This window comes from Kribbella soli (assembly GCF_004331345.1).
Classification (GTDB): domain Bacteria; phylum Actinomycetota; class Actinomycetes; order Propionibacteriales; family Kribbellaceae; genus Kribbella; species Kribbella soli.
In genome coordinates this window covers 1-26246 of sequence record NZ_SJJZ01000003.1, presented here as the reverse complement: position 1 = coordinate 26246, position 26246 = coordinate 1, and the positions used below count along the sequence as shown (strand labels likewise).

The 26246-nt window shown below is 68.2% G+C and carries 33 protein-coding genes; 16 read left to right on the top strand and 17 right to left on the bottom strand.

Annotated features, from left to right (window positions below):
- Position 1 precedes the first annotated feature (1 nt).
- Both abc-f and E0H45_RS23090 read left to right on the top strand, forming a co-directional pair.
- Positions 2-1600: a ribosomal protection-like ABC-F family protein gene (gene abc-f, locus E0H45_RS23095; RefSeq protein ID WP_131340789.1), complete on the top strand. Its 1599-nt coding sequence runs from the start codon at positions 2-4 to the stop codon at positions 1598-1600.
- Between the two features lie 24 nt (positions 1601-1624).
- Positions 1625-2395, top strand: a complete 771-nt coding sequence (locus E0H45_RS23090) for an enoyl-CoA hydratase/isomerase family protein (protein WP_131340787.1) — start codon at positions 1625-1627, stop codon at positions 2393-2395.
- Here E0H45_RS23090 and E0H45_RS23085 read toward each other — a convergent pair.
- From E0H45_RS23085 to E0H45_RS23075, 3 genes are read right to left on the bottom strand one after another with little or no spacing between them, the layout of a single operon-like run.
- Positions 2392-2835 (bottom strand): SRPBCC family protein, encoded by a 444-nt coding sequence (locus E0H45_RS23085; RefSeq protein ID WP_131340785.1) that lies wholly within the window; start codon positions 2833-2835, stop codon positions 2392-2394. The two genes, E0H45_RS23090 and E0H45_RS23085, sit on opposite strands and share 4 nt — an antisense overlap.
- Positions 2832-3167, bottom strand: coding sequence for an ArsR/SmtB family transcription factor (locus E0H45_RS23080; protein ID WP_238155196.1), 336 nt, complete (start codon positions 3165-3167; stop codon positions 2832-2834). The genes E0H45_RS23085 and E0H45_RS23080 overlap by 4 nt, the downstream gene beginning before the upstream one ends.
- On the bottom strand, positions 3164-3604 hold the full coding sequence (locus E0H45_RS23075) for an SRPBCC family protein (protein WP_131340783.1): 441 nt from the start codon (positions 3602-3604) through the stop codon (positions 3164-3166). Before E0H45_RS23075 ends, E0H45_RS23080 begins: the two co-directional genes overlap by 4 nt.
- Positions 3605-3735: 131 nt before the next feature.
- Between E0H45_RS23075 and E0H45_RS23070 the strand changes: the two genes are divergently transcribed.
- Both E0H45_RS23070 and E0H45_RS42555 read left to right on the top strand, forming a co-directional pair.
- A complete protein-coding gene (locus E0H45_RS23070) occupies positions 3736-5634 on the top strand; it encodes an ABC transporter ATP-binding protein (protein ID WP_202872493.1) in 1899 nt (632 codons plus the stop codon).
- Positions 5634-5810 (top strand): hypothetical protein, encoded by a 177-nt coding sequence (locus tag E0H45_RS42555; protein ID WP_165546571.1) that lies wholly within the window; start codon positions 5634-5636, stop codon positions 5808-5810. Before E0H45_RS23070 ends, E0H45_RS42555 begins: the two co-directional genes overlap by 1 nt.
- Before the next feature lie 15 nt (positions 5811-5825).
- On the opposite strand, the gene E0H45_RS23065 is transcribed toward E0H45_RS42555, so the two are convergent.
- The 3 genes from E0H45_RS23065 to E0H45_RS23055 form a co-directional block, all read right to left on the bottom strand.
- Complete coding sequence (locus E0H45_RS23065; RefSeq protein WP_131340781.1) at positions 5826-6329, bottom strand: hypothetical protein; 504 nt, start codon at positions 6327-6329, stop codon at positions 5826-5828.
- 64 nt (positions 6330-6393) lie between these two features.
- Positions 6394-7149 carry a polyprenyl diphosphate synthase gene (gene uppS, locus E0H45_RS23060; protein WP_131340780.1) on the bottom strand — a complete coding sequence of 252 codons (756 nt, stop codon included), beginning with the start codon at positions 7147-7149 and terminating at the stop codon, positions 6394-6396.
- The gene (locus tag E0H45_RS23055; RefSeq protein WP_131340778.1) at positions 7149-8225 is read right to left on the bottom strand and encodes an ATP-dependent DNA ligase; all 1077 of its coding nucleotides are present in this window, start codon (positions 8223-8225) and stop codon (positions 7149-7151) included. Before E0H45_RS23055 ends, uppS begins: the two co-directional genes overlap by 1 nt.
- Positions 8226-8321: 96 nt before the next feature.
- Here E0H45_RS23055 and E0H45_RS43335 point away from each other — a divergent pair, with 96 nt between their 5' ends.
- The 7 genes from E0H45_RS43335 (at position 8322) to E0H45_RS23015 (ending at position 11819) form a co-directional block, all read left to right on the top strand.
- Positions 8322-9023 (top strand): DUF1707 and FHA domain-containing protein, encoded by a 702-nt coding sequence (locus tag E0H45_RS43335; RefSeq protein ID WP_238155195.1) that lies wholly within the window; start codon positions 8322-8324, stop codon positions 9021-9023.
- A gap of 212 nt (positions 9024-9235) precedes the next feature.
- Positions 9236-9679, top strand: a complete 444-nt coding sequence (locus E0H45_RS23040; protein WP_131340776.1) for a hypothetical protein — start codon at positions 9236-9238, stop codon at positions 9677-9679.
- A 207-nt stretch (positions 9680-9886) separates the two neighbouring features.
- A complete protein-coding gene (locus E0H45_RS23035; protein WP_131340774.1) occupies positions 9887-10315 on the top strand; it encodes an FxLYD domain-containing protein in 429 nt (142 codons plus the stop codon).
- A gap of 115 nt (positions 10316-10430) precedes the next feature.
- Positions 10431-10730: a hypothetical protein gene (locus E0H45_RS23030; RefSeq protein ID WP_131340772.1), complete on the top strand. Its 300-nt coding sequence runs from the start codon at positions 10431-10433 to the stop codon at positions 10728-10730.
- Positions 10727-11137, top strand: a complete 411-nt coding sequence (locus tag E0H45_RS23025) for a MerR family transcriptional regulator (RefSeq protein ID WP_131340770.1) — start codon at positions 10727-10729, stop codon at positions 11135-11137. Before E0H45_RS23030 ends, E0H45_RS23025 begins: the two co-directional genes overlap by 4 nt.
- Positions 11134-11469 (top strand): YnfA family protein, encoded by a 336-nt coding sequence (locus tag E0H45_RS23020; protein ID WP_131340768.1) that lies wholly within the window; start codon positions 11134-11136, stop codon positions 11467-11469. Before E0H45_RS23025 ends, E0H45_RS23020 begins: the two co-directional genes overlap by 4 nt.
- Before the next feature lie 20 nt (positions 11470-11489).
- On the top strand, positions 11490-11819 hold the full coding sequence (locus E0H45_RS23015) for a hypothetical protein (RefSeq protein ID WP_131340766.1): 330 nt from the start codon (positions 11490-11492) through the stop codon (positions 11817-11819).
- A 55-nt stretch (positions 11820-11874) separates the two neighbouring features.
- On the opposite strand, the gene E0H45_RS23010 is transcribed toward E0H45_RS23015, so the two are convergent.
- Positions 11875-12849: a zinc-binding dehydrogenase gene (locus tag E0H45_RS23010; protein WP_131340764.1), complete on the bottom strand. Its 975-nt coding sequence runs from the start codon at positions 12847-12849 to the stop codon at positions 11875-11877.
- Between the two features lie 100 nt (positions 12850-12949).
- Between E0H45_RS23010 and E0H45_RS23005 the strand changes: the two genes are divergently transcribed.
- Positions 12950-14161 (top strand): ROK family transcriptional regulator, encoded by a 1212-nt coding sequence (locus tag E0H45_RS23005; protein ID WP_131343701.1) that lies wholly within the window; start codon positions 12950-12952, stop codon positions 14159-14161.
- Here the strand turns inward: E0H45_RS23005 and E0H45_RS23000 are convergent.
- Genes E0H45_RS23000 through E0H45_RS22975 form a run of 6 tightly spaced genes read right to left on the bottom strand, consistent with a single transcriptional unit; the run spans position 14133 to position 20310 of the window.
- Complete coding sequence (locus E0H45_RS23000) at positions 14133-15500, bottom strand: GH1 family beta-glucosidase (RefSeq protein WP_131340762.1); 1368 nt, start codon at positions 15498-15500, stop codon at positions 14133-14135. The genes E0H45_RS23005 and E0H45_RS23000 overlap by 29 nt on opposite strands.
- On the bottom strand, positions 15497-16450 hold the full coding sequence (locus E0H45_RS22995; RefSeq protein ID WP_202872491.1) for an aldo/keto reductase: 954 nt from the start codon (positions 16448-16450) through the stop codon (positions 15497-15499). Before E0H45_RS22995 ends, E0H45_RS23000 begins: the two co-directional genes overlap by 4 nt.
- Positions 16447-17238: a VOC family protein gene (locus tag E0H45_RS22990; protein WP_131340760.1), complete on the bottom strand. Its 792-nt coding sequence runs from the start codon at positions 17236-17238 to the stop codon at positions 16447-16449. The genes E0H45_RS22995 and E0H45_RS22990 overlap by 4 nt, the downstream gene beginning before the upstream one ends.
- Positions 17239-17265: 27 nt before the next feature.
- Entirely contained in the window at positions 17266-18090 is an 825-nt protein-coding gene (locus E0H45_RS22985; protein WP_131340758.1) for a carbohydrate ABC transporter permease, read from the bottom strand.
- The gene (locus tag E0H45_RS22980; protein ID WP_131340756.1) at positions 18087-19004 is read right to left on the bottom strand and encodes a carbohydrate ABC transporter permease; all 918 of its coding nucleotides are present in this window, start codon (positions 19002-19004) and stop codon (positions 18087-18089) included. Before E0H45_RS22980 ends, E0H45_RS22985 begins: the two co-directional genes overlap by 4 nt.
- 4 nt (positions 19005-19008) lie before the next feature.
- A complete protein-coding gene (locus E0H45_RS22975; RefSeq protein ID WP_131340754.1) occupies positions 19009-20310 on the bottom strand; it encodes an ABC transporter substrate-binding protein in 1302 nt (433 codons plus the stop codon).
- A gap of 164 nt (positions 20311-20474) precedes the next feature.
- On the opposite strand from E0H45_RS22975, the gene zapE reads away from it, so the two are divergent.
- The 3 genes from zapE (at position 20475) to E0H45_RS22955 (ending at position 22836) form a co-directional block, all read left to right on the top strand.
- The gene (zapE, locus tag E0H45_RS22970) at positions 20475-21485 is read left to right on the top strand and encodes a cell division protein ZapE (protein ID WP_131340752.1); all 1011 of its coding nucleotides are present in this window, start codon (positions 20475-20477) and stop codon (positions 21483-21485) included.
- A gap of 191 nt (positions 21486-21676) precedes the next feature.
- Entirely contained in the window at positions 21677-21949 is a 273-nt protein-coding gene (locus E0H45_RS22960) for a hypothetical protein (protein WP_165546570.1), read from the top strand.
- Positions 21950-21966: 17 nt separating this feature from the next.
- On the top strand, positions 21967-22836 hold the full coding sequence (locus tag E0H45_RS22955; RefSeq protein ID WP_131340747.1) for a PPK2 family polyphosphate kinase: 870 nt from the start codon (positions 21967-21969) through the stop codon (positions 22834-22836).
- A gap of 2 nt (positions 22837-22838) precedes the next feature.
- On the opposite strand, the gene E0H45_RS22950 is transcribed toward E0H45_RS22955, so the two are convergent.
- Positions 22839-23936 carry a Clp protease N-terminal domain-containing protein gene (locus E0H45_RS22950; protein ID WP_131340745.1) on the bottom strand — a complete coding sequence of 366 codons (1098 nt, stop codon included), beginning with the start codon at positions 23934-23936 and terminating at the stop codon, positions 22839-22841.
- Positions 23936-24163: a ribbon-helix-helix domain-containing protein gene (locus tag E0H45_RS22945; RefSeq protein WP_131340743.1), complete on the bottom strand. Its 228-nt coding sequence runs from the start codon at positions 24161-24163 to the stop codon at positions 23936-23938. The genes E0H45_RS22950 and E0H45_RS22945 overlap by 1 nt, the downstream gene beginning before the upstream one ends.
- A gap of 159 nt (positions 24164-24322) precedes the next feature.
- Between E0H45_RS22945 and E0H45_RS22940 the strand changes: the two genes are divergently transcribed.
- Positions 24323-25201: a DUF559 domain-containing protein gene (locus tag E0H45_RS22940; RefSeq protein WP_131340741.1), complete on the top strand. Its 879-nt coding sequence runs from the start codon at positions 24323-24325 to the stop codon at positions 25199-25201.
- 34 nt (positions 25202-25235) lie between these two features.
- On the opposite strand, the gene E0H45_RS22935 is transcribed toward E0H45_RS22940, so the two are convergent.
- Complete coding sequence (locus E0H45_RS22935) at positions 25236-26030, bottom strand: sirohydrochlorin chelatase (RefSeq protein ID WP_131340739.1); 795 nt, start codon at positions 26028-26030, stop codon at positions 25236-25238.
- On the bottom strand, positions 26027-26246 hold a 220-nt coding region (locus E0H45_RS22930), incomplete at its 5' end, for an elongation factor 1-alpha C-terminal domain-related protein (RefSeq protein ID WP_420323344.1). The genes E0H45_RS22935 and E0H45_RS22930, both read right to left, overlap by 4 nt.

Genomic DNA, 26246 nt, shown 5'->3' with positions numbered 1-26246 from the left:
GATGATTACCGTTTCCAATCTCGAGGTGCGCGTCGGTGCCCGTCAGTTGCTCGCCCCCGCCTCGTTCCGGGTCGGCCCCGGCGACAAGGTCGGGCTGGTCGGTCGCAACGGCGCCGGCAAGACGACGCTGACCAAGATCCTCGCCGGTGAGGGGCTGCCGGCCAGCGGTTCCGTGACGTCCTCGGGCCAGATCGGCTACCTGCCGCAGGACCCGCGCACAGGCGATCTCGACGTACTGGCCCGCGACCGGATCCTGTCCGCGCGCGGTCTGGACGACGTCGTACGCCGGTTGCGCTCCGCCGAGAAGTCGATGGCCAGTGCGGACGAGAAGACCCGCTCCAAGGGCATGCGGCGGTACGAGCGTGCCGAGGCGGACCTGCACGCCGCCGGTGGGTACGCCGCCGAGTCCGAGGCGGCCCGGATCGCGGCCAACCTCGGCCTCCCGGACCGCGTCCTCGGCCAGCCGCTGTCGACGCTGTCCGGTGGTCAGCGCCGCCGCGTCGAGCTGGCCCGGATCCTGTTCGCGCAGGCCGAGACGCTGCTGCTCGACGAGCCGACCAACCACCTGGACGCCGACTCGATCATCTGGCTGCGCGATTTCCTCAAGTCGTACGCCGGTGGCGTGATCATGATCAGCCACGACGTGAACCTGCTCCAGGAGACCGTCACCCGGGTCTTCCACCTGGACGCGAACCGGGCCGAGGTCGACATCTACAACGTCGGCTGGAAGGCGTACCTGAGCCAGCGCGAGACCGACGAACGCCGTCGCAAGCGGGAGCGGGCGAACGCGGAGAAGAAGGCGACCCAGCTGGTCGACCAGGCGAACAAGATGCGCGCCAAGGCGACCAAGGCGGCCGCGGCCCAGCAGATGCTCCGCCGTGCCGAGCAGTTGATGTCCTCGCTCGACGAGGTCCGCGCCCAGGACCGCGTCGCGAAGATCTCCTTCCCGACGCCGGCGCCGTGCGGCAAGACGCCGCTGATGGCGCGGGAGCTGTCGAAGTCGTACGGCTCGCTGGAGATCTTCACCGACGTCGACCTGGCGATCGACAAGGGCTCACGGGTCGTCGTCCTCGGCCTGAACGGTGCCGGCAAGACCACGCTGCTGCGGATCCTCGGCGGGATCGAGAAGGCCGACACCGGCGAGGTGCTCGACGGCCACGGCCTCAAGCTCGGGTACTACGCCCAGGAGCACGAGACCCTGGACGTGAACCGGACGGTTCTGGAGAACATGAAGACCGCCGCCCCGGACCTGAACGAGACGCAGGCGCGCAGCGTGCTCGGCTCGTTCCTGTTCACCGGCGACGACGCGGACAAGCCCGCCAAGGTGCTGTCCGGCGGCGAGAAGACCCGCCTCGCGCTCGCCACGCTGGTCGTGTCGGCGGCGAACGTCCTGCTCCTCGACGAGCCGACCAACAACCTGGACCCAGCGTCCCGCGCCGAGGTGCTGAACGCGATCCGCTCGTACACCGGCGCGATCGTCCTGGTCACCCACGACGAGGGCGCCGTCGAGGCCCTCGAACCGGAGCGTGTCGTCCTGCTTCCCGACGGCGTCGAAGACCTCTGGTCGAACGAGTACGCCGACCTGATCTCGCTTGCCTGATTACTTCCCAGTAATGTTCGGTGCATGACGGATCTCGGACTGCGGTTCACGGTGGACGGCCCGGTCGCCCGGGTAGTGCTGGATCGGCCGGAGGTGCGCAACGCGCAGACTCCGGCGATGTGGAGTGCTCTCGCCGACTTCGGTACGTCGCTGCCGCCCGAGGTCCGCGTGGTGATCGTGTCGGGGGAGGGGCCGTCGTTCTCGGCCGGACTGGACCGCCGGCTGATCATGGGCGAGAACGATCTGGGTCAGGAGCCGCTGCTCACGCTCGGCGCCAAGCCGACCGACGAGGTCCTGGAGCTGATCGCGAAGTTCCAGTCCGGGTTCTCCTGGCTGCGGCGGCCCGAGATCGTCAGCATCGCTGCGGTGCAGGGTCACGCGGTGGGCGCCGGCTTCCAGCTCGCCTTGGCCTGTGACCTGCGGGTCGTCACCCCCGACGCCCGCTTCAGCATGCGCGAGCCGTCCCTCGGGCTGGTGCCGGACCTCGGTGGTACGAAGCCGCTCGTCGAGCTGGTCGGGTACTCGCGGGCGCTGGAGATCTGCGCGACGAGCCGCTGGGTCGAGGCCGCGGAGGCGAAAGAGCTCGGGCTCGCGAACGTCGTCGTACCGGCGGACGAGCTGGAGGCGACGGTCAAGGACCTGTCCGACGCGTTGCTCGGCCCGCTGCCCGGCGCGATCCGCGAGACCAAGGCGTTGCTCCTCGGTGCCGCGGACCGCGCGTACGACGACCAGCTCAAGGCCGAACGTGAGGCCCAGGAACGCCGTCTGAAGGAGCTCCTGGCCGCACTCGGCTAGTGCCAGTTGCTGACCAGTACGTCGTGCGGCGCGGGCTCGCCCTTGCCGGTCTCGACGTACTGCTTCAGGCTCATCAGGAACGTGGCCCACTTGGTGCTGCAGTGGTACATGAACTCGACCGGCTCGCGCCAGCCTGCCTGCTTGAACAGGATGATCGTGTACTCGTCGGTCTGGGACAGCTCGAAGGTGACGTGGGTGCCGATCCACTCCTCCGGGCCGCCGACGACCTCCCAGTGCACGAGCTCGCCGGGTTTGGTCTCGACGACCTTCATGTCGAAGCCGTCGCCACCCGCTGTGGCGAAGCGGAACTGGATCACCCCATCAGGGTCGCCGACGGTGTCTTCGGTCCACCAGCCGGCCAGGCCGTCGATCGTGGTGAGGGCGGTGCAGACGTCCTTCGGGGACGCGATGATGCCAACTCGGTGCAGGATGTCGCTCATTGGAGTTTCCTCTCGGCTTGTTCGATCGCCTCGGCGATGCGCTTGATGCGTTGCAGCCGCCGGTCCCAGGCGTCGGTGACGTCGGTCAGCTGGTTGATCGCGCGGGCGAGCCGTTCCTCGTCCACGGTGTAGCGGCGTTCACGTCCGGACGGCGTGGAGTGCACCAGCCCGGCCCGGTCGAGTACGCCGAGATGCTTCGCGACCGCCTGTCGTGTGACGGGCAGCTGCTCGCTGAGACCGGTCGCCGTACCGCCGTCGCCCGCGAGCAGCAGGTCGAGCATCCGCCGCCGGGTGGGGTCGCCGATCGCCGACCAGAGCTCGTCGTCGATCACGGCCGCTGCGCCAACTTTTCGACGTACGGCGCGAGGCGGGGGAGGAAGTAGTCCCAGCCGCTGGTGTGGTCCGCGAGCACCGCGTCGGACTTGGCCGCTTCGTCGTACCCGGTCTCGGCGAACCGCAGCAGCGTGCCGCCGTCGACCGGAATCAGGTCGAAGGTCACGAGCAGCGAGTTCTCCGGCGTGGCCTCCTCGCCGTCGTAGTCCCAGCGGAACGCGAACCGCCGCGGTGGCTCGGCCTCGACCACGGTGAGCGGCACAACCTTCGTCCCCTCCGCCTGCCGGAAGCCGACAGTCCCGGTCGCGCCGGGGACGGCGTCGAGCTCGGCCTCGTCCGGCCACCACTCGCGCAGGTGCTCCGGCGAGCTGATCACCTCGTAGACCACCTCTGGGCTAGCCTCCACCCGGATCTCCCGCTCGATGCTCCTGGTCATTGCTTCCGTCCTTTCGCAACCTTTGGTTGCATGTGACTCTAGACCAGGTCGTGCCGATGCGCAACCAAAAGTTGCGGGAAGCGCGGAGTGACCTCGAGTGTTATGAAGGTTCACCACAGGGAGGGAGCCGGATGTCGGGAATGATGCGCCCAGGAATGGGCGCGATGGGCTGGCGGCGCCAGGACTCGTCGGTCCTCGAGCAGAAGCTCGCCAAGGGCACGCTGCGGCGGATCGTCCGGTTCGCCAGGCCGTACCGCTGGCACATCGCGGCGTTCCTGCTGCTGGTGATCGTCTCGGCGGTGCTGGTCATCGCGTCGCCGCTGTTGTTCAAGAAGATCGTCGACGACGGGATCTCCAAGGGAAACGCCGGCCTGGTGACCGCGCTGGCCCTCGTGGTCGCGTTGCTCGCGGTCGTGGAAGCGGCGCTCGGCCTGGTGCAGCGCTGGTTCTCGGCGCGGATCGGTGAAGGGCTCATCTTCGACCTGCGGACCAAGGTGTTCGCGCACGTGCAGCGGATGCCGGTCGCGTTCTTCACCCGGACCCAGACCGGTGCGCTGGTCTCGCGGCTCAACAACGATGTGATCGGCGCCCAGCAGGCCTTCACCTCGACACTGTCCGGCGTCGTCTCGAACGTCATCAGCCTGATCCTGGTCATCGGCGCGATGCTCGTGCTGAGCTGGCAGCTCACCGTGGTCGCGATCCTGATGCTGCCGATCTTCCTGATCCCGGCGCGGGTCCTCGGCCGCCGCCTGGCCGCGATGACGCGGGAACAGATGAACCTCAATGCCGAGATGTCCACCTCGATGACCGAGCGCTTCAGCGTCGGCGGCGCGCTCCTGGTCACCCTGTTCGGCCAGCCGCACCTCGAGAACGCGGACTTCGGCGAGCGGGCCGGGCGGGTCCGCGACCTGGGCATCCGGATCGCGATGCTCGGTCGCGTGTTCTTCACGGCGCTCACCCTGGTCGCCGCGCTGGCCACAGCCCTGGTGTACGGCGTCGGCGGCAACCTGGCCGTCCGCGAGACGTTGACCATCGGCACGCTGCTCGCGCTCGTCGCCCTGCTCGGCCGGCTGTACGGTCCGCTGACCGCGCTCTCCAACGTCCGCGTCGACGTGATGACCGCGCTGGTGTCGTTCGAGCGGGTCTTCGAGGTGCTCGACCTCGAACCGATGATCAAGGACGCCCCGGACGCCAAGGACCTGCCGGCCGACGCGGCGAGTGTCGAGTTCGACCATGTCGCGTTCGCGTACCCGACGGCCGAGCAGGTCTCGCTGGCCAGCCTCGAGTCCGTCGCCGTCCTGGACAAGCGCGTCTCGGCGCAGGTGCTGGAGGACGTGAGTTTCGTCGTACGGTCCGGACAGATGGTCGCGCTGGTCGGCCCGTCCGGAGCGGGCAAGACAACGATCACCAACCTGGTCGCCCGGCTGTACGACGTGACCGGGGGAGCGGTGCGCGTCGGCGGTCAGGACGTCCGCGACGTCACCCTGCAATCCCTGCACGACACGATCGGGTACGTCACGCAGGACGCGCACATGTTCCACGACACGATCCGCGCCAACCTCCGGTACGCGAAGCCAGAAGCGACCGAGGACGAGATGGTCGCCGCGCTGCGGGCCGCGCAGATCTGGGATCTGGTGTCAGCGTTGCCGGACGGGCTGGACACCGTGGTCGGCGATCGCGGCCACCGGCTGTCCGGTGGCGAGCGGCAACGGCTCGCCATCGCCCGGTTGTTGCTGAAGGCCCCGAAGATCGTCGTACTCGACGAGGCGACCGCGCACCTGGACTCGGAGTCCGAGGTCGCCGTTCAGCGGGCCCTGGACACCGCGCTGGAAGGCCGTACGTCGCTGGTGATCGCGCACCGGCTGTCGACGGTGCGGAACGCGGACCTGATCCTGGTGGTTGACCACGGCAACATCGTCGAGCGCGGCACGCACGAGCAACTGCTCGCGGCCGGCGGCGAGTACGCTGATCTGTACCACACGCAGTTCGCGGATTCCGACCACATCTCCGGCACAGCGGCAGGTGTCTGATGATCAAGCTGGGGCTCGTTCTGGCGGCCGGGTACGCCGGCTTCAAGGTCGCGTACCACTCCGAGGACGGCCGCCACTACGGCCGCACCGGTGAACGAGCGCTCCGCACCACCCTGTCCCTGCTGATCGCCAGTCTGGCCGGCGGAATCACTTACGCGGCTCTGCTCCCGCACTAAGAGGGCGACACGGCACTAGCTGGCCGCGGCTTCCCGTGAGTCGTGCTCCAGTAGGTGGAGGACCGGTACGCCGAGGTGCCGGCGGGCCGAGTTGGTCCAGTCGAGGTGGAAGAACTCCGCCACGATGTGCGGCCGGGTGAGGATGATGACCTCTTGGCCGTGGACGTGCTGCACGGTCGCGACCAGGGCGTCGATCGGCCGGTCGTGCGAGATGCCGCCCTCGGCGGACTGCCCGAGGTCGCGGAGCCGCTGGACGCTCCGCCCGGTGCAGCCCTTGGCCTCGGTGTCGATCGCCTTCTGCGCCTCCGCGAGATCCTGGCGCTGACCGGCCAGGCCCGGCCCGTAGAGGTCCGCGGTCCCGAGGGCACTGATCGAGGCCTCGACGCCGGCCTCTGCGTTGTGGCAGGGCACCAGCACGTGGTACGTGACCGGATCGGGCATGTCCTGATGGAGTTCGACGACGCGTTTCGCGTCGGGCTCGGACAGTTCCTGCTCGACGAGCAGTACGACGTCGTACATCGCGCCACCTCCGTGCTTACCAGTCGGTATACCCCCATAGTGCCCCCTCAGGGGCGGGAAGTATTCAACTGGATCGTTCCAGTCTCCGGTGTCCGTAGGTGCGGAGCGCCCGCAGCAGGTCCACCTCGCGGAACGCGGGCCAGTACAGGTCGCAGAACTCGATGTCCGAGCGGGTCGTCTGCCACAGCAGGAAGTCCGACATCCGCAGCTCGCCGCTGGTCCGGATGACCAGATCCGGGTCGGGCAGGCCGGGCACGTACAGGTGCCGGCCGATCTCCTCCTCGGTCAGCCCGTCCGCGACCTCCGCGAGCGACCGCCCCTCCGCCGCCGCGTCGTCGAGCACGGACCGTACGGCGTCCAGCACCTCGAGCCGGCCCGAATACCCGATCGCGAGCGTCAGGTCGCCGGCGTCGCGGTCGCGGCTGACCTCGACCGCTTCCTTCAACGCGCGGGCCGTTGAATCAGGCAACAGGTCCAGCTGGCCCGCGATGTGCAGCCGCCAGCGGTGGTCACGGCGTACGTGATCGGCCAGCACGCTCTCGGTGAGTTCCATCAGGTAGTCGATCTCGGCCGAGTCGCGTTTGCGCATGTTGTCGGCCGACGCGACCCACGCGGTGACACAGGTGACTCCGGCGTCCGCGCTCCACTGCAGGAACGCCTCCAGGTGCTTGGCGCCGAAGCGATGACCGATGCGTACGTCGTCGTACCCGGCGCCGCGGGCCCAGCGGCGATTGCCGTCCATCACGATCGCGACGTGATCTGGCTTCGGCAGGCCGACGAGCTGGCGGCGGAGGCGGCGGGTGTAGAGGCTGTAGAGCATCAGCGTTGGGCGCTCGAGAGGACGTCGGCCAGGTCGAACTTGATCGGCTCCTCCAACTGCTCGTACGTGCAGGACTCCGGGGTGCGGTCCGGGCGCCAGCGGACGAACTGCGCGGTGTGCCGGAAGCGGATGCCCTCCATGTGGTCGTACCGGACCTCGACGACCCGCTCGGGGCGCAGGGGAGTGAATGACAGGTCCTTGCCCGCCTGCCACCGGCTGCCCTCGGCGTTGCGCGGCGTCCGGACGCCTTCCTCCTGCTTCGCCCACGCCCACGGGTGCTCGTCGAACGTGGTGACGAGCGGCTGCATCTCCTGGAAGAGCTCCTTACGACGCTCCATCGGGAACGCGCCGATCACGCCGACGCTCGCCAGCGTGCCGTCGTCGTTGTACAGCCCGAGCAGCAGCGAGCCGATCCGGTCCGGCCCGCTCTTGTGCAGGCGGTAGCCCGCCACGACGCAGTCCGCCGTACGCTCCGGCTTGATCTTGAACATCACCCGCTTGTCCGGCTGGTACGTCCCGTCCAGCGGCTTGGCGATCAGCCCGTCCAGGCCGGCGCCCTCGAACTGCTCGAACCATTGCGCGGCCGTGTCGTGGTCGGCGGTCGCGGGGGTGACGTGGATCGGTTCCTTCACGTTTGCGAGCGCGTCGATCAGCGCCGTACGGCGTTCGCTGAACGGGCGCTCCGTGTAGTCGTCGTCACCGAGCGCCAGCAGGTCGAACGCGACGAACCGTGCCGGGGTCTTCTCGGACAGCATGTTCACGCGGCTCGCGGCCGGGTGGATCCGCTGCTGCAGCACCTCGAAATCGAGCCGGTCGCCGGATTCGCCGATCACGATGATCTCGCCGTCGATCGCGCAGCGCTCCGGGAGATTCGCCTTCACCGCCTCGACCAGCTCGGGGAAGTACCGCGTCATCGGCTTCTCGTTCCGGCTGCCGATCTCCACCTCGTCGCCGTCGCGGAAGATGATCGACCGGAACCCGTCCCACTTCGGTTCGTAGGACAGGGCCCCGCGGGGGATCTCCTTGACCGGTTTGGCGAGCATCGGCTTGACCGGCGGCATGACAGGCAGTCGCATCCCGTCATTCTGTCCCACAGCGCGGACAGTCACCAGGAACGTACTGTCACAGTCTCGTGGTGGACAGTGAACCGCCGCCGCACGGACAATGCGCGCATGACCTCGGCGGTGGAGTGGGGGCGTCCCTCGGACGCCGAACGCGACCGTGCGCTGGCGATCCTCCGCGACGGCGCCGGCACGGGCCGCCTGTCCCACGACACCTTCATCCGCCGGATGAACTTCGTCCTCCGCGCCCAGAGCCGCGCCGAACTGGCCGACGTACTCCGCGACCTGCCGCGGGAGGAATCCCGCCGTACCCGCTGGATGCGCGATGTCCGGTCCAAGCTTCCGCGGCTGCAGGTGACCCGACCTGCCAGTCGGACAACCGCAGCCCTGCCAGGCGCTAGGCCGGCGGAGCAGCCGGCCGGGCAACGCGGCCGGACCGCAGGGGCGGCGGGTGGCTTCCTGGCGCGGTTCGACCCGTTCTTTGTACGTCTGGGCAGCTTGCCCGGGCTCGCGGTCAAGCGGAGCACTCCGGCTGCACCGCCGACCGGTCTTGCACTGCCGGCGCCGGGCTCACCGACCGTCCGGATCGGACGCGGTCCGGGTGCGACCCTCCGAATGGCCGACGTGTCGGTGTCCCGGTTCCACGCCGAGCTCCGGTACGTCGACGACGGGTGGATGGTCCGCGACCTCGGCTCGATGAACGGCACCGAGGTCAACGGCCTGCGGATCACCACGCCGGTCCGGGTTCGCCCCGGCGACCACATCCGCTTCGGCGCGGTCGCCTACGTTCTCACCTGGACCGATCAGCCCTAGCCTCGCCGAATATGGTTGCTGCTAGCAAGTAATCTGATCGTCGATCGTGGGGCCCTGTCGAGCATGTTCACCGGAGATCCGAGACTCGAGCAGCAGGACCAAAGTCCCGATTCTGGTAGGTACCCGGCCTCTGCCGGTTGCTTGCATCAAGCGTCAGAGTAAATGTGCGGTGGCCGCCAAGAGCGCCGTTCACTCACGGGGGATGTCTGACGATGGCTCAGCTACGTGCGTCGCAGCCGAAGACGACGAGCGCGGAAGGTACCGCACGACGCACCATCACGTGGTTCGTGATTGTCAGCGTCCTTCTGACGCTGCTCGCGTTGGTCGGCGTGCATTTCCTTCGCGGCGAGGGAACGCATGTAGTGGATTACCGATCCTATTGGTCCGGCCTGCGTGACGAGTCCATGTGTCGTGATCTGAGCAGCTCGACTGATGTCACTGTCAGCGATGGCGGTGGTCGGGTGGTTGGGGCTGCTCGTGGCATCCGGGGTCGATGGGACGGCGGCAAGTGCTGGGCCTCGACCAAGATCACCGTGTTCGACGCCGACATGTACAGCTTCCGTGCGACCTGGACGAATGTGGAGTCGCGCGAGGACAAGGAGCGGATCGACACCATCTCGCGGGCCGAGCTCGAGTCGAAAGGCTGGGTCTTCTGAGGTTCGCGGCATCGACCTGCCAATCCCGGACTACCAGACGCCAAGTTCCCCGGGGTCCTGTTTTCAGCAGGTCGATACAGGGGGCGTTTTGAGGCTCCGAGCTGGGGCGCAACCAAGGTCGGGTTATGGAGCATCGTGCAGGGCGGGCAAGAGCCATCCCGCACGGTGTGCTGCACCTCGGCAGCACAATGAAGTGAGAGAGGCATTATGAAGAAGTACATCGTGGGGCTGGCGGTCGTCCCGTTCGTTCTGATGGGGTGCACCGCAACCGACTCCGGTTCGGAGCCTGGGGCAACGAAGACCGCAGCGAAGAATCGCACTGATCCAGTGGCGGTTGCCGTGGGCAAACCGTTCACCATCGGCAAGCACCGCCTGGACGCCGGCTGGAAGCTCGCCTACCAGCAGTACCTCGGTGCCAAGGTCACCGGCACGGTGACGAATACGTCGAAGAAGACCAGCACGGCGATCTTCACCATCAAGTTTCTGAAGGCCACGACGGTCGTCGGCAACATGAGTTGCGTGTCGAACGAGCTGGAACCGGGACAATCGCAGGCGATCGAGTGCTTGAACGGCGTGGCCGGGGACGTGAACCTCAAGGGGAAGTACGACAAGGTGACGGCTGAGGCCGACTTCTGATCGTGGGGTGGCTCGCTCGTCCTCGTGCGAAGGACGGTGATAGCCATCGCCATCACCGTCGGCTGGGTATCAGGTAGTTGCATCCGGTACGTCGGTACAGGTTTACCGTCGAACCATGGACGAAATCTGGGCTCCGGAAGCCTGCACCTTGCCCACTGCGGAGCGGCCGTTCCGTGTGGCCGAGTTCGACGACCTGTTCAGCACCTACCTGCGGGGCGCCGTCCGCGTGGACCGGCAGACGCTCGACCTGACGCTCGACGCAGACGCCCGTACGACGGTCGAGGATCTGACCGCTCGCGAGAACGAGTGCTGCTCCTTCTTCACCTTCACCCTGACCGGTACGACTCTTCGCATCGCGGTCCCGCCGACGCAGACCGCCGTACTCGATGGTCTGTCCGAACGCCTACCGCGATGAGATCGAGCGAGGTTGCGGCCGCGGCCGGGGTCAACCTGCAGACTCTGCGGTACTACGAACGGCGCGGGCTGATCGACGAACCGGACCGCACTCTCGGCGGCCACCGCCTGTATCCCGCGGAGGCCGTCACGACGCTGCGGGTGATCAAGGCGGCGCAGCGGCTTGGGTTCACGCTGGCCGAGATCTCCGAGCTGCTCGACACCGCCAGGCATCGGCACGCGCGCGGCGGGGGAGCAGGACTGCAGACGCGCGCCCGCGAGAAGCTGGCCGACGTGGAAGCGAAACTCGCCGACCTGACCGTCATCGCCGAGACCCTCCGCGCCGGCATAGCCGCCGGCTGCCAGGACCTCGAGACGTGCACCGGCAACCCCGACTGCCCCCTGCCCTTCTCGGAGATCGCTCAGTGACCGTACTGAAGTCCGTCGTACTCTTCGTACTGGCGGCTGTTGCCGAGATCGGGGGAGCATGGCTGATCTGGCAAGGGTGGCGCGAACACCGCGGTCTGCTGTGGATCGCCGGCGGAATAGTTGCCCTCGGCGCCTACGGCTTCGTCGCCACCTTCCAGCCCGACCCCCACTTCGGCCGCATCCTGGCCGCGTACGGCGGAATCTTCGTAGCCGGCTCCCTGACCTGGGGCATGCTCGTAGACCACTTCAAACCCGACCGCTACGACCTCCTAGGCGCCACGATCTGCCTCCTCGGGGTCCTGGTCATCATGTACGCCCCCCGCAACACCTGATACGCCTAAGGTGAGTCGCCATGGGTGTTGATGTGGTGCTGAACGAGGTGAGTCAGCAGGGGACGAGTTCGAGGCGGCGGCGGTTGACTCAGCTCGACGTCGTACCTGATCCGGACGAGGTGTTCGTGCGGGTCTGCGCCCGGAGTTCGTTGCCCCTGTTGGGGCGGGTGGATCCGTACGGCGACCTGGTGCTGACGGCGGTGGAGATGCCGCAGTTCGTCGCGGAGCTGGACCAGGAACTCGCGGGCACTGTCACGAGTGCGGAACGTGAGGTGCTGTCCGCCGTACGACGTCTCGCCGAGCGTTGCGCGACGGACGCGTGCACCGAACTGCAGCTTGTGGGTGACTGAGGGGGTTGGGGAGGATTCTGTGCCGAATCGGGTAGGAAATCCTCCCCAAGCCGCCTCAGGGGATGAGGACGACCTTTCCGGTGGTTGCGCGTTCTTCGAGTGCTCGATGCGCGGTGGCTGCCTCGGACAGCGGGAACGTGGTGGTGAGTGCCGTCCAGCGGCCGGAGATAGTTTCCTCGAGGGCGGCTGCTTCCAGGTCCCGGAGGTGGCGGGCGAGTTTGGCACCGATCGCCCACCCGGCGGTCAGGCCGCGGCTCATCAGGTCCTCGTGGGTGAATTCGATGGGGCCACCGCCCGACCAGCCGAACATGAGCGCCCGGCCGCCGACACCGAGGAGGTCGAAGGCTTGCTGACCGTTGGGCCCGCCGACGCCGTCGAAGAGCAAGGTGATTTCACGGTCGCCCAACTCGGCCTTCAACCGAGCCGTCCAGTCGGGGTCCCGATAGTCGATCGCGTACTGCGCACCGAGCGAGCGGACCGTTTCGACCTTGGCGGGGCCGCCGGCCAGACCGATGGCGATCGCGCCGGCGTTGCGTGCCGCCTGGATCAGGTAGCTGCCGATCCCGCCGGCGGCAGACGTGATCAGTACGACGTCGTCCGCGGTGAGATGCGCCTGTCGCAGGATGCCGGCCGTCGTACGGCCGGTGCCGATCGCGGCGACTGCCTGGGCGGCGTCGACGTGGTCGGGAAGTTCGTACAGCGACTCGACCTTGGCCACCGCGCGTTCGGCGTACCCGCCTGGCACCATGCCCAGATGGACCACGACCCGCTTGCCGATCCACGTCGGGTCGACGTCCGGTCCGGCCGCGCTGACCCGGCCCGCGACCTCGCGCCCCGGGATCGTCGGCAGCTCCGGGACGGGGATCGGGCCGCCGCCGGTGGTGCCCGCGCGGATCATCGTGTCGACGAGGTGGACGCCGGCGGCCTCGACCTCGACCAGCACCATGCCGCTGTCAGGAGCGGGGTCCGGCACCTCCTCGTAGACCAGGTTCTCCGCCGGGCCGAATGCGTGCAATCTGATGGCTTTCACGCCGCTCACGCTAGGACCTCAACAATGATTGAGGTCAACCTCTGCCGCTTCCTTACGTTGTGTACTAAAGTGCGCTCCGAGGGAGGGTGACGTGGCCAAGATGCTGAGAGGTGCGACCGCGCAGGAGACGCACAGCGCGATCCTCGACCTGATCCGTTCCAGCGGGACGGTGACCCGCGTCGACCTCGCCGAGCGCTCCGGCCTGACCGGCGCGTCGATCTCCCGGGTGGTCAAACGGCTGCTCGCCGACGGCCTGATCATCGAGACCGGGTACGGCGACCCGACCGGCGGGAAACGCGCCACGCTGCTGCAGTTCAACCCGCGCGCCCGGCACGCGGTCGGTATCGCGGTCGACACCCCGAGTACGACGTACGTCGTCACCGACATGAGCGGCCGGGTGATCGAGCAACTGTCGTCGCGGGGGATCGGGAAGGACGCGCCGGCGACCGCGGTGCAGCGGATCACGGCCGAGCTCGAGGACCTGATCGTGAAGGCGGAGATCGAGCCGTCCACGCTGGTCGGGGTCGGCGTCGCGCTGGCCGGCCGGCAGGGCCGGGGCGGGACACGGCTGCTGCGGACGGACTCGGAGAAGTACGCGTGGGAGCCGTTCGCGGTGCGGGACACGCTGAAGGCGGCGATCGACCACCCGATCGTGGTGGAGAACGACTCGACCTGTGCGGCGATCGGCGAGTTCTGGGCCGGGAAGATCCCGTCAGCGAACGACTTCGCGACGGTGTACCTAGCGGCCGGTTTCGGGCTCGGCCTGGTGACGAACGGCGATGTCTACCGCGGCTCGTCGTCGAACGTCGGCGAGATCGGCCACATGGTGCTCGACGTGAACGGGCCGATGTGCTGGTGCGGCGGGCAGGGGTGCCTGGAGAGCCTGGCCGCTCCGGCGGCGGTCGTCGCGCGTGCCGAACAGGACACGACACTGGCCGACAAGCTCGGTCTGCGCGGCCGTCAGACGTCCGTACGCGCGGACTTCGCGAAGATCGCGCGCCTCGCCGCCGGCGGTGATACGCGCTGCGTGGGGCTGATCGAGGAGTCCGCGACGTACCTGGCGAAGGCGCTGCTCTCGATCACCAACCTGCTGGACCTGGACCAGATCATCCTGGCCGGCCCCGGCTTCAGCGAGGCCGGCGACATCTACGTCCGGGTCGCGTCGACGGAGCTCAACCGGCTGTCGTTCGTCCGGGCGATGCACCCGACCCGCGTGGAGCTCTCCAAACTCGGCCCGAGCGCGGCGGCGCTGGGGGCCGCCTCACTCGTCCTGCACAGTCAGCTCACTCCGCACCAGAACGCGCGCTCGTGAGGAAGTTCTGCAGCCAGCGGCCGCTCTTCTTCACGATGCGCGCCTGCGTCGCGTAGTCGACGTACACGATGCCGAAGCGGCGGCTGTAGCCCCAGGACCACTCGAAGTTGTCGAGCAGCGACCAGGCGAAGTACCCCTTCAGCGGGAAGCCCTCGGCGGCCAGGTCCCGGCAGACGGCGACGTGCTGCTGGAGGTAGTCGAGTCGCTCGTCGTCCTCGACCGTCCCGTCCGCGGTGACCTCGTCGGGGTACGCCGAACCGTTCTCCGTCACGTACAACGGCAGCTCGGGCGCGAGCTTGTTGATCGTGACCAGGAGGTCGCGCAGGCCGGTTGCCTGGATCGGCCAGCCCATCTGGGTCTGCGGGAGACCGGTGTCGACGGCAACGACGTTCTCGCTGCCCGGTTGGGTCGAGGCGACCAGCGATGAGATCGGCCCGTCCGGCGCCGCCACCGTGGTCGGGCAGTAGTAGTTGACGCCGATGAAGTCGAGCGGCGCCCCGATCAGCGGCAGGTCGGCCTCCTGCGCCGCGAACCACTCCGACATCCCGGTGTCTTCCAGGACGTCCGCCGGGTACTGCCCGGACAGCAACGGCTCCAGGAAGAGACGGTTCCGCAGGCCGTCGATCCGGCGCGCGGCGTCGCGGTCGGCGGGGGAGTCGGAGGCGGCGTGGATCGGCGCCGGGTTGAGCGCGATGCCGTACGTCCCGCCCTCGGAGCGGATCGCGTCCAGCGCCAGACCGTGCCCGAGCAGCAGGTGGTGCACCGCCTTCAACGCGTCGGCGCCTTCGGTCCGGCCCGGCGCGTGCTCACCGTTGCCGTACCCGAGGAACGCCGAGCACCACGGCTCGTTCAGCGTCATCCAGTGCTTGACCACGTCCGACAGCGCGTCGTGGGTGACGGCGGCGTAGTCGCGGAAACGCTCGGCCGTGTCGCGCACCAGCCAGCCGCCGGCGTCCTCGAGCGGCTGCGGCAGGTCCCAGTGATACAGGGTCGCGTACGGCGTGACGCCGTTCTCCAGGCACGTCTCGGCGAGCCGCCGGTAGAAGTCGAGCCCGGCCTGGTTCGCCGTACCCGAGCCGGTTGGCACGATCCGCGGCCACGCGATCGAGAACCGGTACGCGTTCAGCCCCAGGTCCGCCAGCAGCCGGACGTCGTCGGCGAACCGGACGTAGTGCTCGTCGGCCACATCGCCGGTGGTGCCGTCCGCGATCCGGCCCGGAGTGTGGGCGAACGTGTCCCAGATGCTCGGGCCACGTCCGTCCGCGGAGACCGCACCCTCGACCTGGTACGACGCGGTCGCCGCGCCCCAGGTGAACCCGCTCGGGAAGCCGTTCGTCACGTCGTCTCCTTCTCCACCCAGTACTGCTTGTCCGGCAGCAGGCTACCTAACCGGTTAAGCAGCTCCTCGGGCAGGTCCGCATCCCGGGCGGCGAGCAGCGCGTCGACGCGGGCCGGCTTGGTGATGCCGACGACCGTGCCGGTGATGCCGGGGTCGTCGATCGAGTGCCGGAGTGCGGCCGTCGCGAGGTCGGTGCCGTACTCGCGGCACGCCTTGTCCATCTCCGCCACGGCCTCCAGGACCGCAGCCGGCGCCTCGCGGTAGGCGTACTTGGTGACGCCGGCCGGATTCGCGAGGATCCCGCCACCATAGACCGCGGCGTTCACCACCGCGATGCCCTCCGCACGAGCTCGCTGGAAGATGCCGTCGGCCGAGTGGTCGACCAGGCTCCAGCGGTTGTGCACGAGCAGTACTTCGAACCCACCGAGATCCAGGTACCGGGAGAGCTCGCGAGTGTCGCCGCCGGCCAGGCCGACGTGCCCGATCTCCCCGTCCGCGCGCAGTTGCATCAGCGTGTCGACGGCGTCGCGCATCGACTCGAAGTCATGCGCCTCGGGGTCGTGCAGGTGGACCAGCGGCAGCTCGTCCAGCCCGAGCCGCTCCTTGCTCTCGGCGACGCTCGCCCGGACCCGTGCGCCGGAGTAGTCGCCGTCCTTCGCGTCGACCTTCGTCGCGACCAGGAACCCTTCGGGCAGTCCGCCGTACTCGCGGATCGCCTGGCCGATCCGGGTCTCGCTGGAGCCGTCGCCGTACCCGTTCGAGGTGTCGATCCAGGTGAGCGGGCTGTCGAACACGCGCAGTACCAGGTCGACGGCTTCCTGGGGCGTGACGTCGTACCCGAAGACGGCGGGCATGCCGGCGATCCCGCTGCCGCCGGCACAGGCGGCGGAGACGGTCAGACCGGTCGAACCAAGCGGGCGGAGCCAGTTGCCCTTCATGTCTTCTGTCATGCGCCGGAGCCTACGGCGTCGGTGCTTATGGTGTACGGGAACCCGTCGGGGTCGACGTAGACCTTCGTCCCGTCCGGCGAGATCGCGACCGGCAGGTCCGGCGGGTCGCCCGCGAGTTCGGCGTACGCGAACCCCGCGACGTCGAGTTGCGGGTCCCGCGACGTCTTGGGGACGTCGTACGTGAAGACCTCGAGCACCGTGTCGCCGCCCTTGAGGTAGCCGATGTGGAAGCCGCGGCTGTCGTGCGGCTGCTCGATGGTTCCGATGAAGTCGAAGCCGTGGTGCTCGTGGTAGTGGGCTGCGGTGGCGCCGCGGTCCTCGATCGTGACAGCGACGTGGTCGAACCGCGGCCGCTCGGGAACGCCCAGAGAGCGCTCTCTGGCGACGCCGGCGGCGTCCAGGACCTCGGCGTACTCCAGGTCGCCCTGGATCATCTCGAGCAGTGTGCCGTCCGGGTCGTAGAAGAAGCAGATCCGGACGTTGCCCTCGGCGTCGAGCGGGTCGAGTTTGAACTCGACGCCGGCGTCCTTGACGACACCGGCCCGTTCGTCGATCCGGTCCACCTTGAACCCGATGTGCCGGAACCCTTTCTGCAGATCGTCGGGCGACCATGTGCTCTGTCCCCGGTCGTTGCTGACGGCCCGTAATTCGACCGTCGCGGTCACCGCGTCGAGTACGGCGCGTTCCGGTGTCGGCTCTCCGACCACGCCGAGCTCGAGAAACCTGGTGTAGAACTCGACGGAGCGCTGCACGTCCGTGCAGTTGACCACGACGTTCTTGATCGGCATAGCACCTCTCTCAGTGTTTGACCGCGCTCAGTTCTTGACGGCGCCGAGCATCATCCCGGCGACGAACTGCCGCTGCATCCGGACGTAGACGATCACGACCGGTACGACGGACAACGTGAGGCCGGCGGTGAGCGCCGGCCAGTTCGTGGAGTACTGGCCCATCAGCGTGAACAGCACCGGCTGCAGCGGCAGCGAGTCGGTGTTCCGCAGGACCGTGTTGGCGATCAGGAACTCGTTCCAGGTGGACAGGAACTGGAAGATCACCACGGTCGCGATCCCAGGCCGGGTGAGCGGCAGGATCACCCGCCGGAAGATCGTCAGCTCACTGCCGCCGTCCACCCGCGCGGCCTCGATCAGCTCGTCCGGCAACGTCTGGAAGAACGCCCGCATCAGGAACATCGCGAACGGCGCCGATCCGGAGATGTAGAGCACCAGCAGACCGGCCTGGCTGTCGAGCAGCCCGAACGACTTGAGCTCGAGGTACAGCGGGATGATCAGCGCCGTCGACGGCATCATCAGCGTCGTCAGCAGCAGCACGAACAGCGTGTTGCGGAACGGGAAGTCGAGCTTCGCGAACGCGTACCCGCTGAGTGTTGCGAACACCAGCACGCCGACCACCGTCACCGACGTGATCCACACGCTGTTCCAGAAATGCAGCGGGAACTCGATCGACGTCCAGGCCTCCCGGTACGCCGAACCGGTGAACTTCCGCGGAATGATCGGCCCGTTGAAGATCGTGTTCTGCTCGCGCAGCGACGTGAGCAGCATCCACACGAACGGGAACGCCATCACCAGGCAGAACGGCAGCAGCACGAACGTTGCGAACGACTTACCGAGCAGGCTCTTCCTCATCGGTCCGCCCTCCGGGTCAGCCAGAGCTGCGCGATCACCGCGAGCGTGCAGAGCACCATCGTCACGACACTGAACGCGCTGGCGTACCCCAGTTGCGGAATCGAGCCGGACGTCGTACCGAAGGCCAGCGAGTAGAGATACGTGCCGAGGACTTCGCTGGCGTGGTTCGGCCCGCCGCCGGTCATCACGAAGATCACGTCGAACGCCTTGAACCCGTTGAGCAACCCGAGGCTGACGATCAGGCCGGTCACGATCCGCAGACTCGGGACGGTGATGTGGCGGAACTGCTGGACCGTGTTGGCCCCGTCCATGGCCGCGGCTTCGTACAGGTTGGGATCGATGCCCTGCAGACCGGCGAAGTAGATCAGCATGTTGAACCCGAGCCCGCCCCAGACCGTCACCACGACGATCGCCGGCAGCACGGTCTTGTGGTCGGCCAGCCACGGGTGCTGCAGGCTGTCCAGGCCGATTGCCCCGAGCAACCGATTGAGCGTGCCGATGTTCGGGTCGTAGATCAGCTTCCAGAGCACCGCCGACACGACGAACGAGACGATCCCGGGGATGAACAGGATGGTGCGGACGACGACACCGACCTTCGGCCAGATCACGTTCACCAGCACCGCCGTGACGAGGCCGAGGAACGTCAGGATCGCCGTCGTCACGCCGGTCAGCACCAGCGTGACGACCAGCGCCCGGCGCGCCACCGGATCGTGCAGCATCCGGCTGTAGTTGTCGAAGTTCACGAACCGCGGCGCCCCGAACCCGCCCCACGAGGTCAGGCTCAGGTACGCCGTGTAGAGGATCGGCCAGAGTACGAAACCCAGGAACAGGACGAACGTGGGAAGAACGAAGAGATAGCCTGCGACTCGTTGCGATTTTCTCAGCGGCGTCCCGAAGAATTGGGCTGACGCCATCCGATCAGCCGCCCTTGGCGTTCTGCACCGCCTGCTGCATCGCCTTCGCGACCGCCGCCGGCTCGCCGCTGCCGTCGAAGATCTTCGCGAGCGGATCGCCGGCCGCCACCGAGCCGGGACCGAACGGGATGTGCGGGCAGCCGTCGCCGTCGAGCAGCCACGACGTCATCTGCTTCATGATCGGCAGCTCGATCCGGGCCGCCGCGCTCTTCGTGGCCGGCATCGAGTTCGAGCCGTTCATGGTGGGGGAGTACTGGTCGGCCGAGTACATGAACTTCAGGAACTCCAACGCGGCGTCCTTGTTCTTGCTGGTCGCCGACAGCGCCCACCCGGCGCCGGCCTGGTTCGCCGTCCAGTGCCGCTTGCCGGGCGCGATCGCCGGCGTCTTCATCACCTTGTACAACTTGTTGAACGCCGGCGTCGCGTCCTTGGTCAGGCCCTGCGGCGTCCAGCTGCCGTTGAACAGCATCGCGGACTTCCCGGTGTAGAAGATCTGCGGCGCCTGGTCGCCGCTGGTGCCGGTCGTCCCGGGCTGGAACACGCCGGCCTTGACGATCTTCTGCTGCAGCTCGATCGCCTGGACCACCTTCGGGTCCTCGTACGTCGCGCCGTCCTTGAGCTGGTCGAGTTTCAGGTAGTACGTCGGGTCGTCGGCGACCTGCGTGATCAGCGGCAGGAAGAAGTCCAGCGAGCTCGTGGTCGGGTTGCAGCTGAGCGCCACCGGGAACTTGCCGGTCGCCTTGATCTTCGCGGCCGCCGCGATCAGGTCGTCCCAGGTCTCGATGCCGTCCTCCGCGACGCCGGCTGCCTTGAGCATGTCCGGGTTGTAGAACAGCCCGAACGTCTGCGCCATCCAGCCGACGGCGTACTGCTTGCCGTCCAGCGTGTACTCCTGGTTGGCCGAGTCGAAGAAGTCCTTCAGGAAGTCGTCGCCGAGCTCCTGCCTCAGGTCGGCCGACACCCCGCCGGTGCCGTAGGTCAGCGCCCGCGTGTGCGGCGCGAAGATCTCCGGTACGTCGCCACCCGCGACCGCGGCCTGCAACGCGGGCAGGTACTGGTCCGGGGTGCCGAAGATCCGGTTCTCGATCTTGATGTTGCTGTGCGCGGCCTCGAACGCGCTGATCAGCTTCGGGAACTGGTCCTCCTGGTCGTTGTACCAGGACCACATCCGGACCACGGCCTTCCCGCCGCTCGTGGTGCCACCCCCGCTGTCACTCCCGCCGCAGGCGGCCAGCGCCGGCCCGAGGCCGAGCGCGCCCACCGCCCCTTTCAGAACCGTCCGCCGCCGCACGTGCTGTTCGCCCATCGGAGACTCCTCGTCGTTCGCCTCACGAACCTCACTCACAACTTCCTAACTGAAAGTAAGAAAGTGGTCAAGGCCACAGCCCAACTTTGTGCACGCATCGACCATTTCAGGGGGCTGTCCATGGTTGGTGGGTGCTCAAGGTGCGAGACCTTAGGGTTGGGCGCATGGTGGTGCGGTTGAGTGAGCGGACGCCGGAGGTGACGCCGGATCGGCTGTTGTCCGAGTGCGTGCCGCCGCCGCGGTTCGCCGATGTCCGGTTCGGCACGTACCGCCCAGATCCGGACGAGCCGTCGCAGGCGGACGCGCTCGCGGTGCTGTCGGCGCGTGCCGAGAAGCTCGCCAAGCCGCGGCCGACGCCTTCACTGTGGTCGCGGTGGCGCGGACGGATCGAGTCCCCGGACAAACCGGGCATCTACCTCGACGGCGGATTCGGCGTTGGTAAGACGCACCTGCTCGCTTCGTTGTGGCACGAGTCCTCGGGCCCGAAGATGTACTGCACGTTCGTCGAGCTCACCAACCTGGTCGGTGCGCTCGGGTTGCGGACGGCGGTCGAGGCGCTGTCGTCGTACCGGCTGATCTGTATCGACGAGTTCGAGCTGGACGATCCCGGCGACACGATGCTGATCTCGCGGCTGCTCGGCCAGCTGGTCGAGGCCGGCGTCGAGTTCGCGGCGACCTCGAACACGTTGCCCGACAAGCTCGGCGAGGGCCGCTTCCAGGCGATCGAGTTCCTCCGCGAGATCCAGGGTCTCGCCGCGCGTTTCGACGTACGGCGGGTGGACGGGCCCGACTACCGGCACCGAGGGCTCCCGGTGGCGCCGGACCCGTGGCCCGACGAGAAGGTCGAGCAGGAGGCCGCGGTACGGGCGAACGCGTCGTGCGATCACTTCGTCGATCTGCACCGGCACCTGGCCGAGCTGCATCCGAGCAAGTACGGCGCCCTGCTCGACGGGATCGAGACGGTGGCGATCACCGACGTACGGCCGTTGACCGACGAGAACGTGGCGTTGCGGATGGTGGTGCTCGCGGACCGGATGTACGACCGCAACCTGCCGCTGCTCGCGAGCGGCGTCCCGCTCGACCAGCTGTTCTCGGCCGAGATGCTGAAGGGCGGCTACCGGAAGAAGTACCTGCGGGCCCTGTCGCGCCTGATCGCACTGGCTCGTGCCGCGTGATTCCCTGAATCGATGAGAGTCGAAGGACGGCGACGTACCGTCTCGCTGGTGCTGTTCGCGGTAGCGCTCGGGTTGCTGGGTGCCGGGGGATTCGTGCAGTTCCGCGACACGTCGGGGTTCGGTAGCAGTTACTGGATCTTCCCGCTCGGGCTGCTCTCGGTGGTGCCGGCAGTGGCGGCCGTAGTGGTCGCGTGGCCGGAGCGCGGCTCGGCGGCGGGCGGTGGTTGCTGCGCGCCGCGGCGTACCTGGTCGGCACCGTCGTGGTGTCGCTCGTCGTCACGGTGATCGGGATGATGTACCACGACAAGACCGGGTGTGCCCCCGACGCGGAGGAGTGTCTGGCTGCGCTCGTGGGGATCCTGTGGGGTGCGGCCGCGGTCGTGGTTTGCCTGGTGGCGGTCGTCGTGATCGAGCTGATCTTGTGGTCCAGACGACGGCGTAAAGCCGCTGAAGTCACGGGCTGATGAGGCAGGATGACCTCATGGCGAAGCAGAAGAAGGGCCAGAAGGCAGCCGGTGGGGGACTGCGGGAGCAGCTGCTGGTGCCGGCCGGCGAGGTGGACCTGACGACGTACGACACGCGTGCGACGACGGGGTTCAGCGGGACCAAGGACGACGGCAAGCTCGCGCTGGAGAACCTCGGCCCCGAGGTCTCGGACTGGCAGGAGCGGCTGTTCGCCGAAGGCCGGACCGGTGGCGAGCGGAGCATTCTGCTGGTGCTGCAGGGGATGGACACCTCCGGCAAGGGCGGGGTGATCCGGCACGGTGCGGGGCTGATGGACCCGCAGGGCCTGAAGATCACGTCTTTCAAGGCGCCGACGCCGGCCGAGAAGCGCCGCGGGTTCCTGTGGCGGATCCGGCAGGCGGTGCCGGAGCACGGCATGATCGGGATCTTCGACCGGTCGCACTACGAGGATGTACTGATCGCGCGGGTCCGTGAGCTGGTCACGCCGAACGTGTGGAACCGGCGGTACGACCAGATCAACGAGTTCGAGGCCGAGCTGACCGCGAGCGGCGTGACGATCGTGAAGTGCTACCTGCACATCTCCGCCGACGAGCAGAAGGCCCGCCTCGAGGAGCGTCTCTCCGACCCGACCAAGTACTGGAAGTACAACCCGGGCGACGTCGACGAGCGGAAGCTGTGGCCGGACTACATGGAGGCGTACCAGGCCGCGATCGAGCGCTGCAACACGCCTGACGCGCCCTGGTACGTCATCCCGAGCGACCGCAAGTGGTACCGCAACTGGGCCGTCACCACGATCCTCCTGGAGACGCTCAAGGAGCTGAACCCGGAGTGGCCCGCGGCCGACTTCGACGTCGAGACGGAGAAGAAGCGCCTCGCCGCGACCTGAGCTCAGCTGTCCGGGTCGATGTTGTGGCGCCGGAGCAGGTCGCGGAGCGCGGCGACCTGCTCGTGCAGGCGCTCGTTCTCTTCGAGGACGGCGTTGAGCTCGGCGAGCAGGTGATGCCGGCGGCCGTACGTCGTCCACGTGTTGGCGGGATCCTCGGCGAGCATGCCCGCGACGAGGTCCTCCGAGCGTCGGCGCCAGTTCATCCGCTCCTCGAGCTTCCGGCGTACCTCGTCGGTGCTCTCGGCGAGTTTGGTGACGATCTGTCCGCCGACCCCGTCGCCGTCATGGAGAACGCCGAGGAGCAAGTGCTCCGGGCCGACCTGCTCCGCGCCACGGGCCCGCGCCTCGCCCCACGCGAACTCGAACGTGCTCTTCGCGCGCGGCGTGAACGGGATCGTCCCGGCAGCCGCACCGCTCCGGCCGCGGCCGATGATCTCCACGACCAGATCCCGCACCGCCGGAGCCGTGATGCCCAGATCGGCGAGCACGCGCGACGCGACGCCCTGGCCCAAGGTGATCAGGCCGAGCAGCAGGTGCTCGGTGCCGACGTACACGTGGTCGAGACTGCGCGCCTCCTCCTGCGCGAGCACGATGACGTGGCGGGCCGGCTCGCTGAACTGTTCGTACATGGGATCTCCCCTCCACCAGTCCTGCACGAGATCGAAGGTCAGCGCCTCCTCGTCGAGAACCAGCTCGACCCGAAGGCGTTCCTGCAGGTCCTCGGCCGCCACCGGGTGATGCTCGAGCCGGCTCCGAATGAAGGCAGCGGCCTCGTGGTACCCGGCGTCATCGGATGCGATCCGATCGAGCAGGTCATCCACGTCCGCCACCGGCTCGAGTTGCAGCTCGGCCCGGTTCAGCGTGACGAACTGCAGCACGACCGCGACCGCCACCACCCTGTTGGCTCCGCCGAACGGCCGCGCCCGGACCAGACCCGCGAGCAGTACTCCAGCCGATTCCGCGAGGCCGCCGGTCAGCCGGACGCCGTCCAGCACGCGATCGATCGCGTCGAGGTTCGATCGGCGGACGACGTCGTCGGAGTCGCACCGCAGCACGCGTGCGGCGATCGCGAGGACGTCGTACCGACCGAGGTAACGCATCAGTCGTCTCCACGCAGCCTGCGCAACGACTCCTCGTGCCGGACGAGGTTCTGCTCGAGCAACTGGCTGAACTGCGCGTCCTGCCGGCGCTGATCGACCAACGCCGCGATCGCCTCACGCGCCACGTCGGACACCGAACGCCCCTCCACCGACGCCACAGTCTGCAACCGCTCGGCCAGCACCGGGTCAAGCCGCAGCAAGATGTTCTTGGTCCCGTCCTTCGCCATAGCTATCAAGATATCACGCTAGCGCGAGCGTGGACGGCCGTGCAGGCGGAACCCCTTGAAACGGCCTGTTGGACCGCTCAGACGGGGGTTGTGCCTGCGTGGCGGTCCGCCTGTGGATGACGGCCGCGGCGACGGCGCGATCCCTGCCACGCTTGGTCGGTGGCCGACGTGGTTGAAGTCCTGCAGAAGGCGGGTGGGAGCGCGACGTTCGCGCAACTGCACGCACTCGTCTCCGCGCGTGCGATCCGGATCGCTCTGGCGCAGGCGCGGATCAAGCGGGTAGCGAAGGGCCTGTACGCCCTGCCGATCGATCCGTCGCCGCTGACAATCGCCCGAGCGTACGGCGGCGTGCTGTCACACGAGAGCGCAGCGCAGCACCTTGGGCTGGACGTCGTCACGATGCCGCTCAAACCCCATGTCACCGTCGCGCGCCGCCGGCGAAGGCGTGAGACGCGGCTCGCATGCACCCTTCACTGGTCCGATGTCCCCGAACTCGACGGCGCGACCACGCCGCTTCGCACCGTCCTGGACTGCGCGCGGAGCCTCCCGTTCTGCGAGGCACTCGCGGTCGCCGACTCGGCCCTGGGCAAGGGCGTCGTGACGCGGGACGAACTACTCGCAGCGGCGGTCGCGGTTCGTGGGCCGGGGCGGGCGCGGGGGATCAGGGTGGCCGAGGCGGGTGATCCGCGCGCGGCGTCCGCTCTCGAGTCGGTGCTGCGCGGTCGCGTCCTTGATGCCGGGTGTTGTGGTTTCGTACCGCAGTTCGTGATCGCGGACGACGAGTTCTTCGCGCGTGTGGACCTCGGCCACCCCGAGTTGCGGCTGGTCCTGGAGGCTGACTCGTTCGCATACCACGCGTCCCGCGAGGCACTGCGCCGTGACTGCCGCCGCTACGTCAACCTCGCCATGCGCGGTTGGACCCTGCTGCGATTCTCGTGGGAGGACGTGGTGTTCGACGAGGGGTGGGTCGCGCAGGCGTTGGCAGGTGTCTTGAGCGGACGGGCACGCAGGCAGAACCCCCGGAAATGGGCCGCTTGAGGGTCCAAAGTAGGGGTTCTGCCTGCGTGGAGGTTCAGGCCGTCCGCACCAGCTCGGGGCGGGCGATGACGGGGCGGGGGGCCGGCTCCAGGGTGAGGAGGTCGAGGCCGGCTACGCCGTAGCGGAGGAGGACCAGGCGGGCTACCTCCGTGCTCACGCCGAGGGGGGCCGAGACCGCGACCGCGCCGGCGCGGCGGGAGGTGGATTCGGCTCGGTCGGGGAGTACGCCGGGCGCGAGGAACAGGGAGCCGACCGCCACGTGGCGGCGACCCTCCAGGCGCCACTGGAGCACGGCCTCGGCCGGTGACGGCGAGGCGGCGCAGACGAACGCGGCGGTGACGGGGAGCCGGTGACGCTGGCCCCACAGCCGCGCGAGGCGGGTGACGCTCGCGTTCGCGTGCGAGTCGCTCGAACCGGCCGCCGCGAGCACCAGTGCATCCAGCTCACGCACCCGGCCGCCCTTCAGCTCGGCGCGCATCCGGCGGTCGAGTACGTCGAGCAGTGTGTCGTCGTACCCGAGCACGTCGGACGCGATGATCCGCAGGTTCGGGAACCGGCTGCGCGCCTCGTCGAGGACGGCCGGTACGTCGATCCGCGCGTGGTACGCGGCCGACAGCAGCAGCGGCAGGACGACGACCTCCTCGACGCCTTCGGCGGCGAGCTTGCCGATCACCTGGTACGGCGTCGGCGGGCAGTGGTCGAGGAAGGAGGCTTCGATCCGCAGGTCGTCACGCATCTCGCGCAGGCACTTCACGAGCGAGTGGACGGTGGCGGCCGAACGCGGATCGCGGCTGCCGTGGGCGAGGATCACGAGCGCTGGAGCAGTCACAGCAGTTCCCCTTCTTCGTCGTCGATCATTCCGGCTGCGAGTGTCCACCCGTCGTGGGCGTCGATGAGCAGGAAGGATCCGGTGATGGCGTTGCTGGAGTACGGGTCGGCGGCCAGTGGTGCGGCGATTTTGAGTTGTACTTTGCCGATGTCGTTCAGTGCGAGCTCGGTGGCGTCGATGACTCCGAGCGTGTCGAGGTCGAGGGCGCCGGTGATT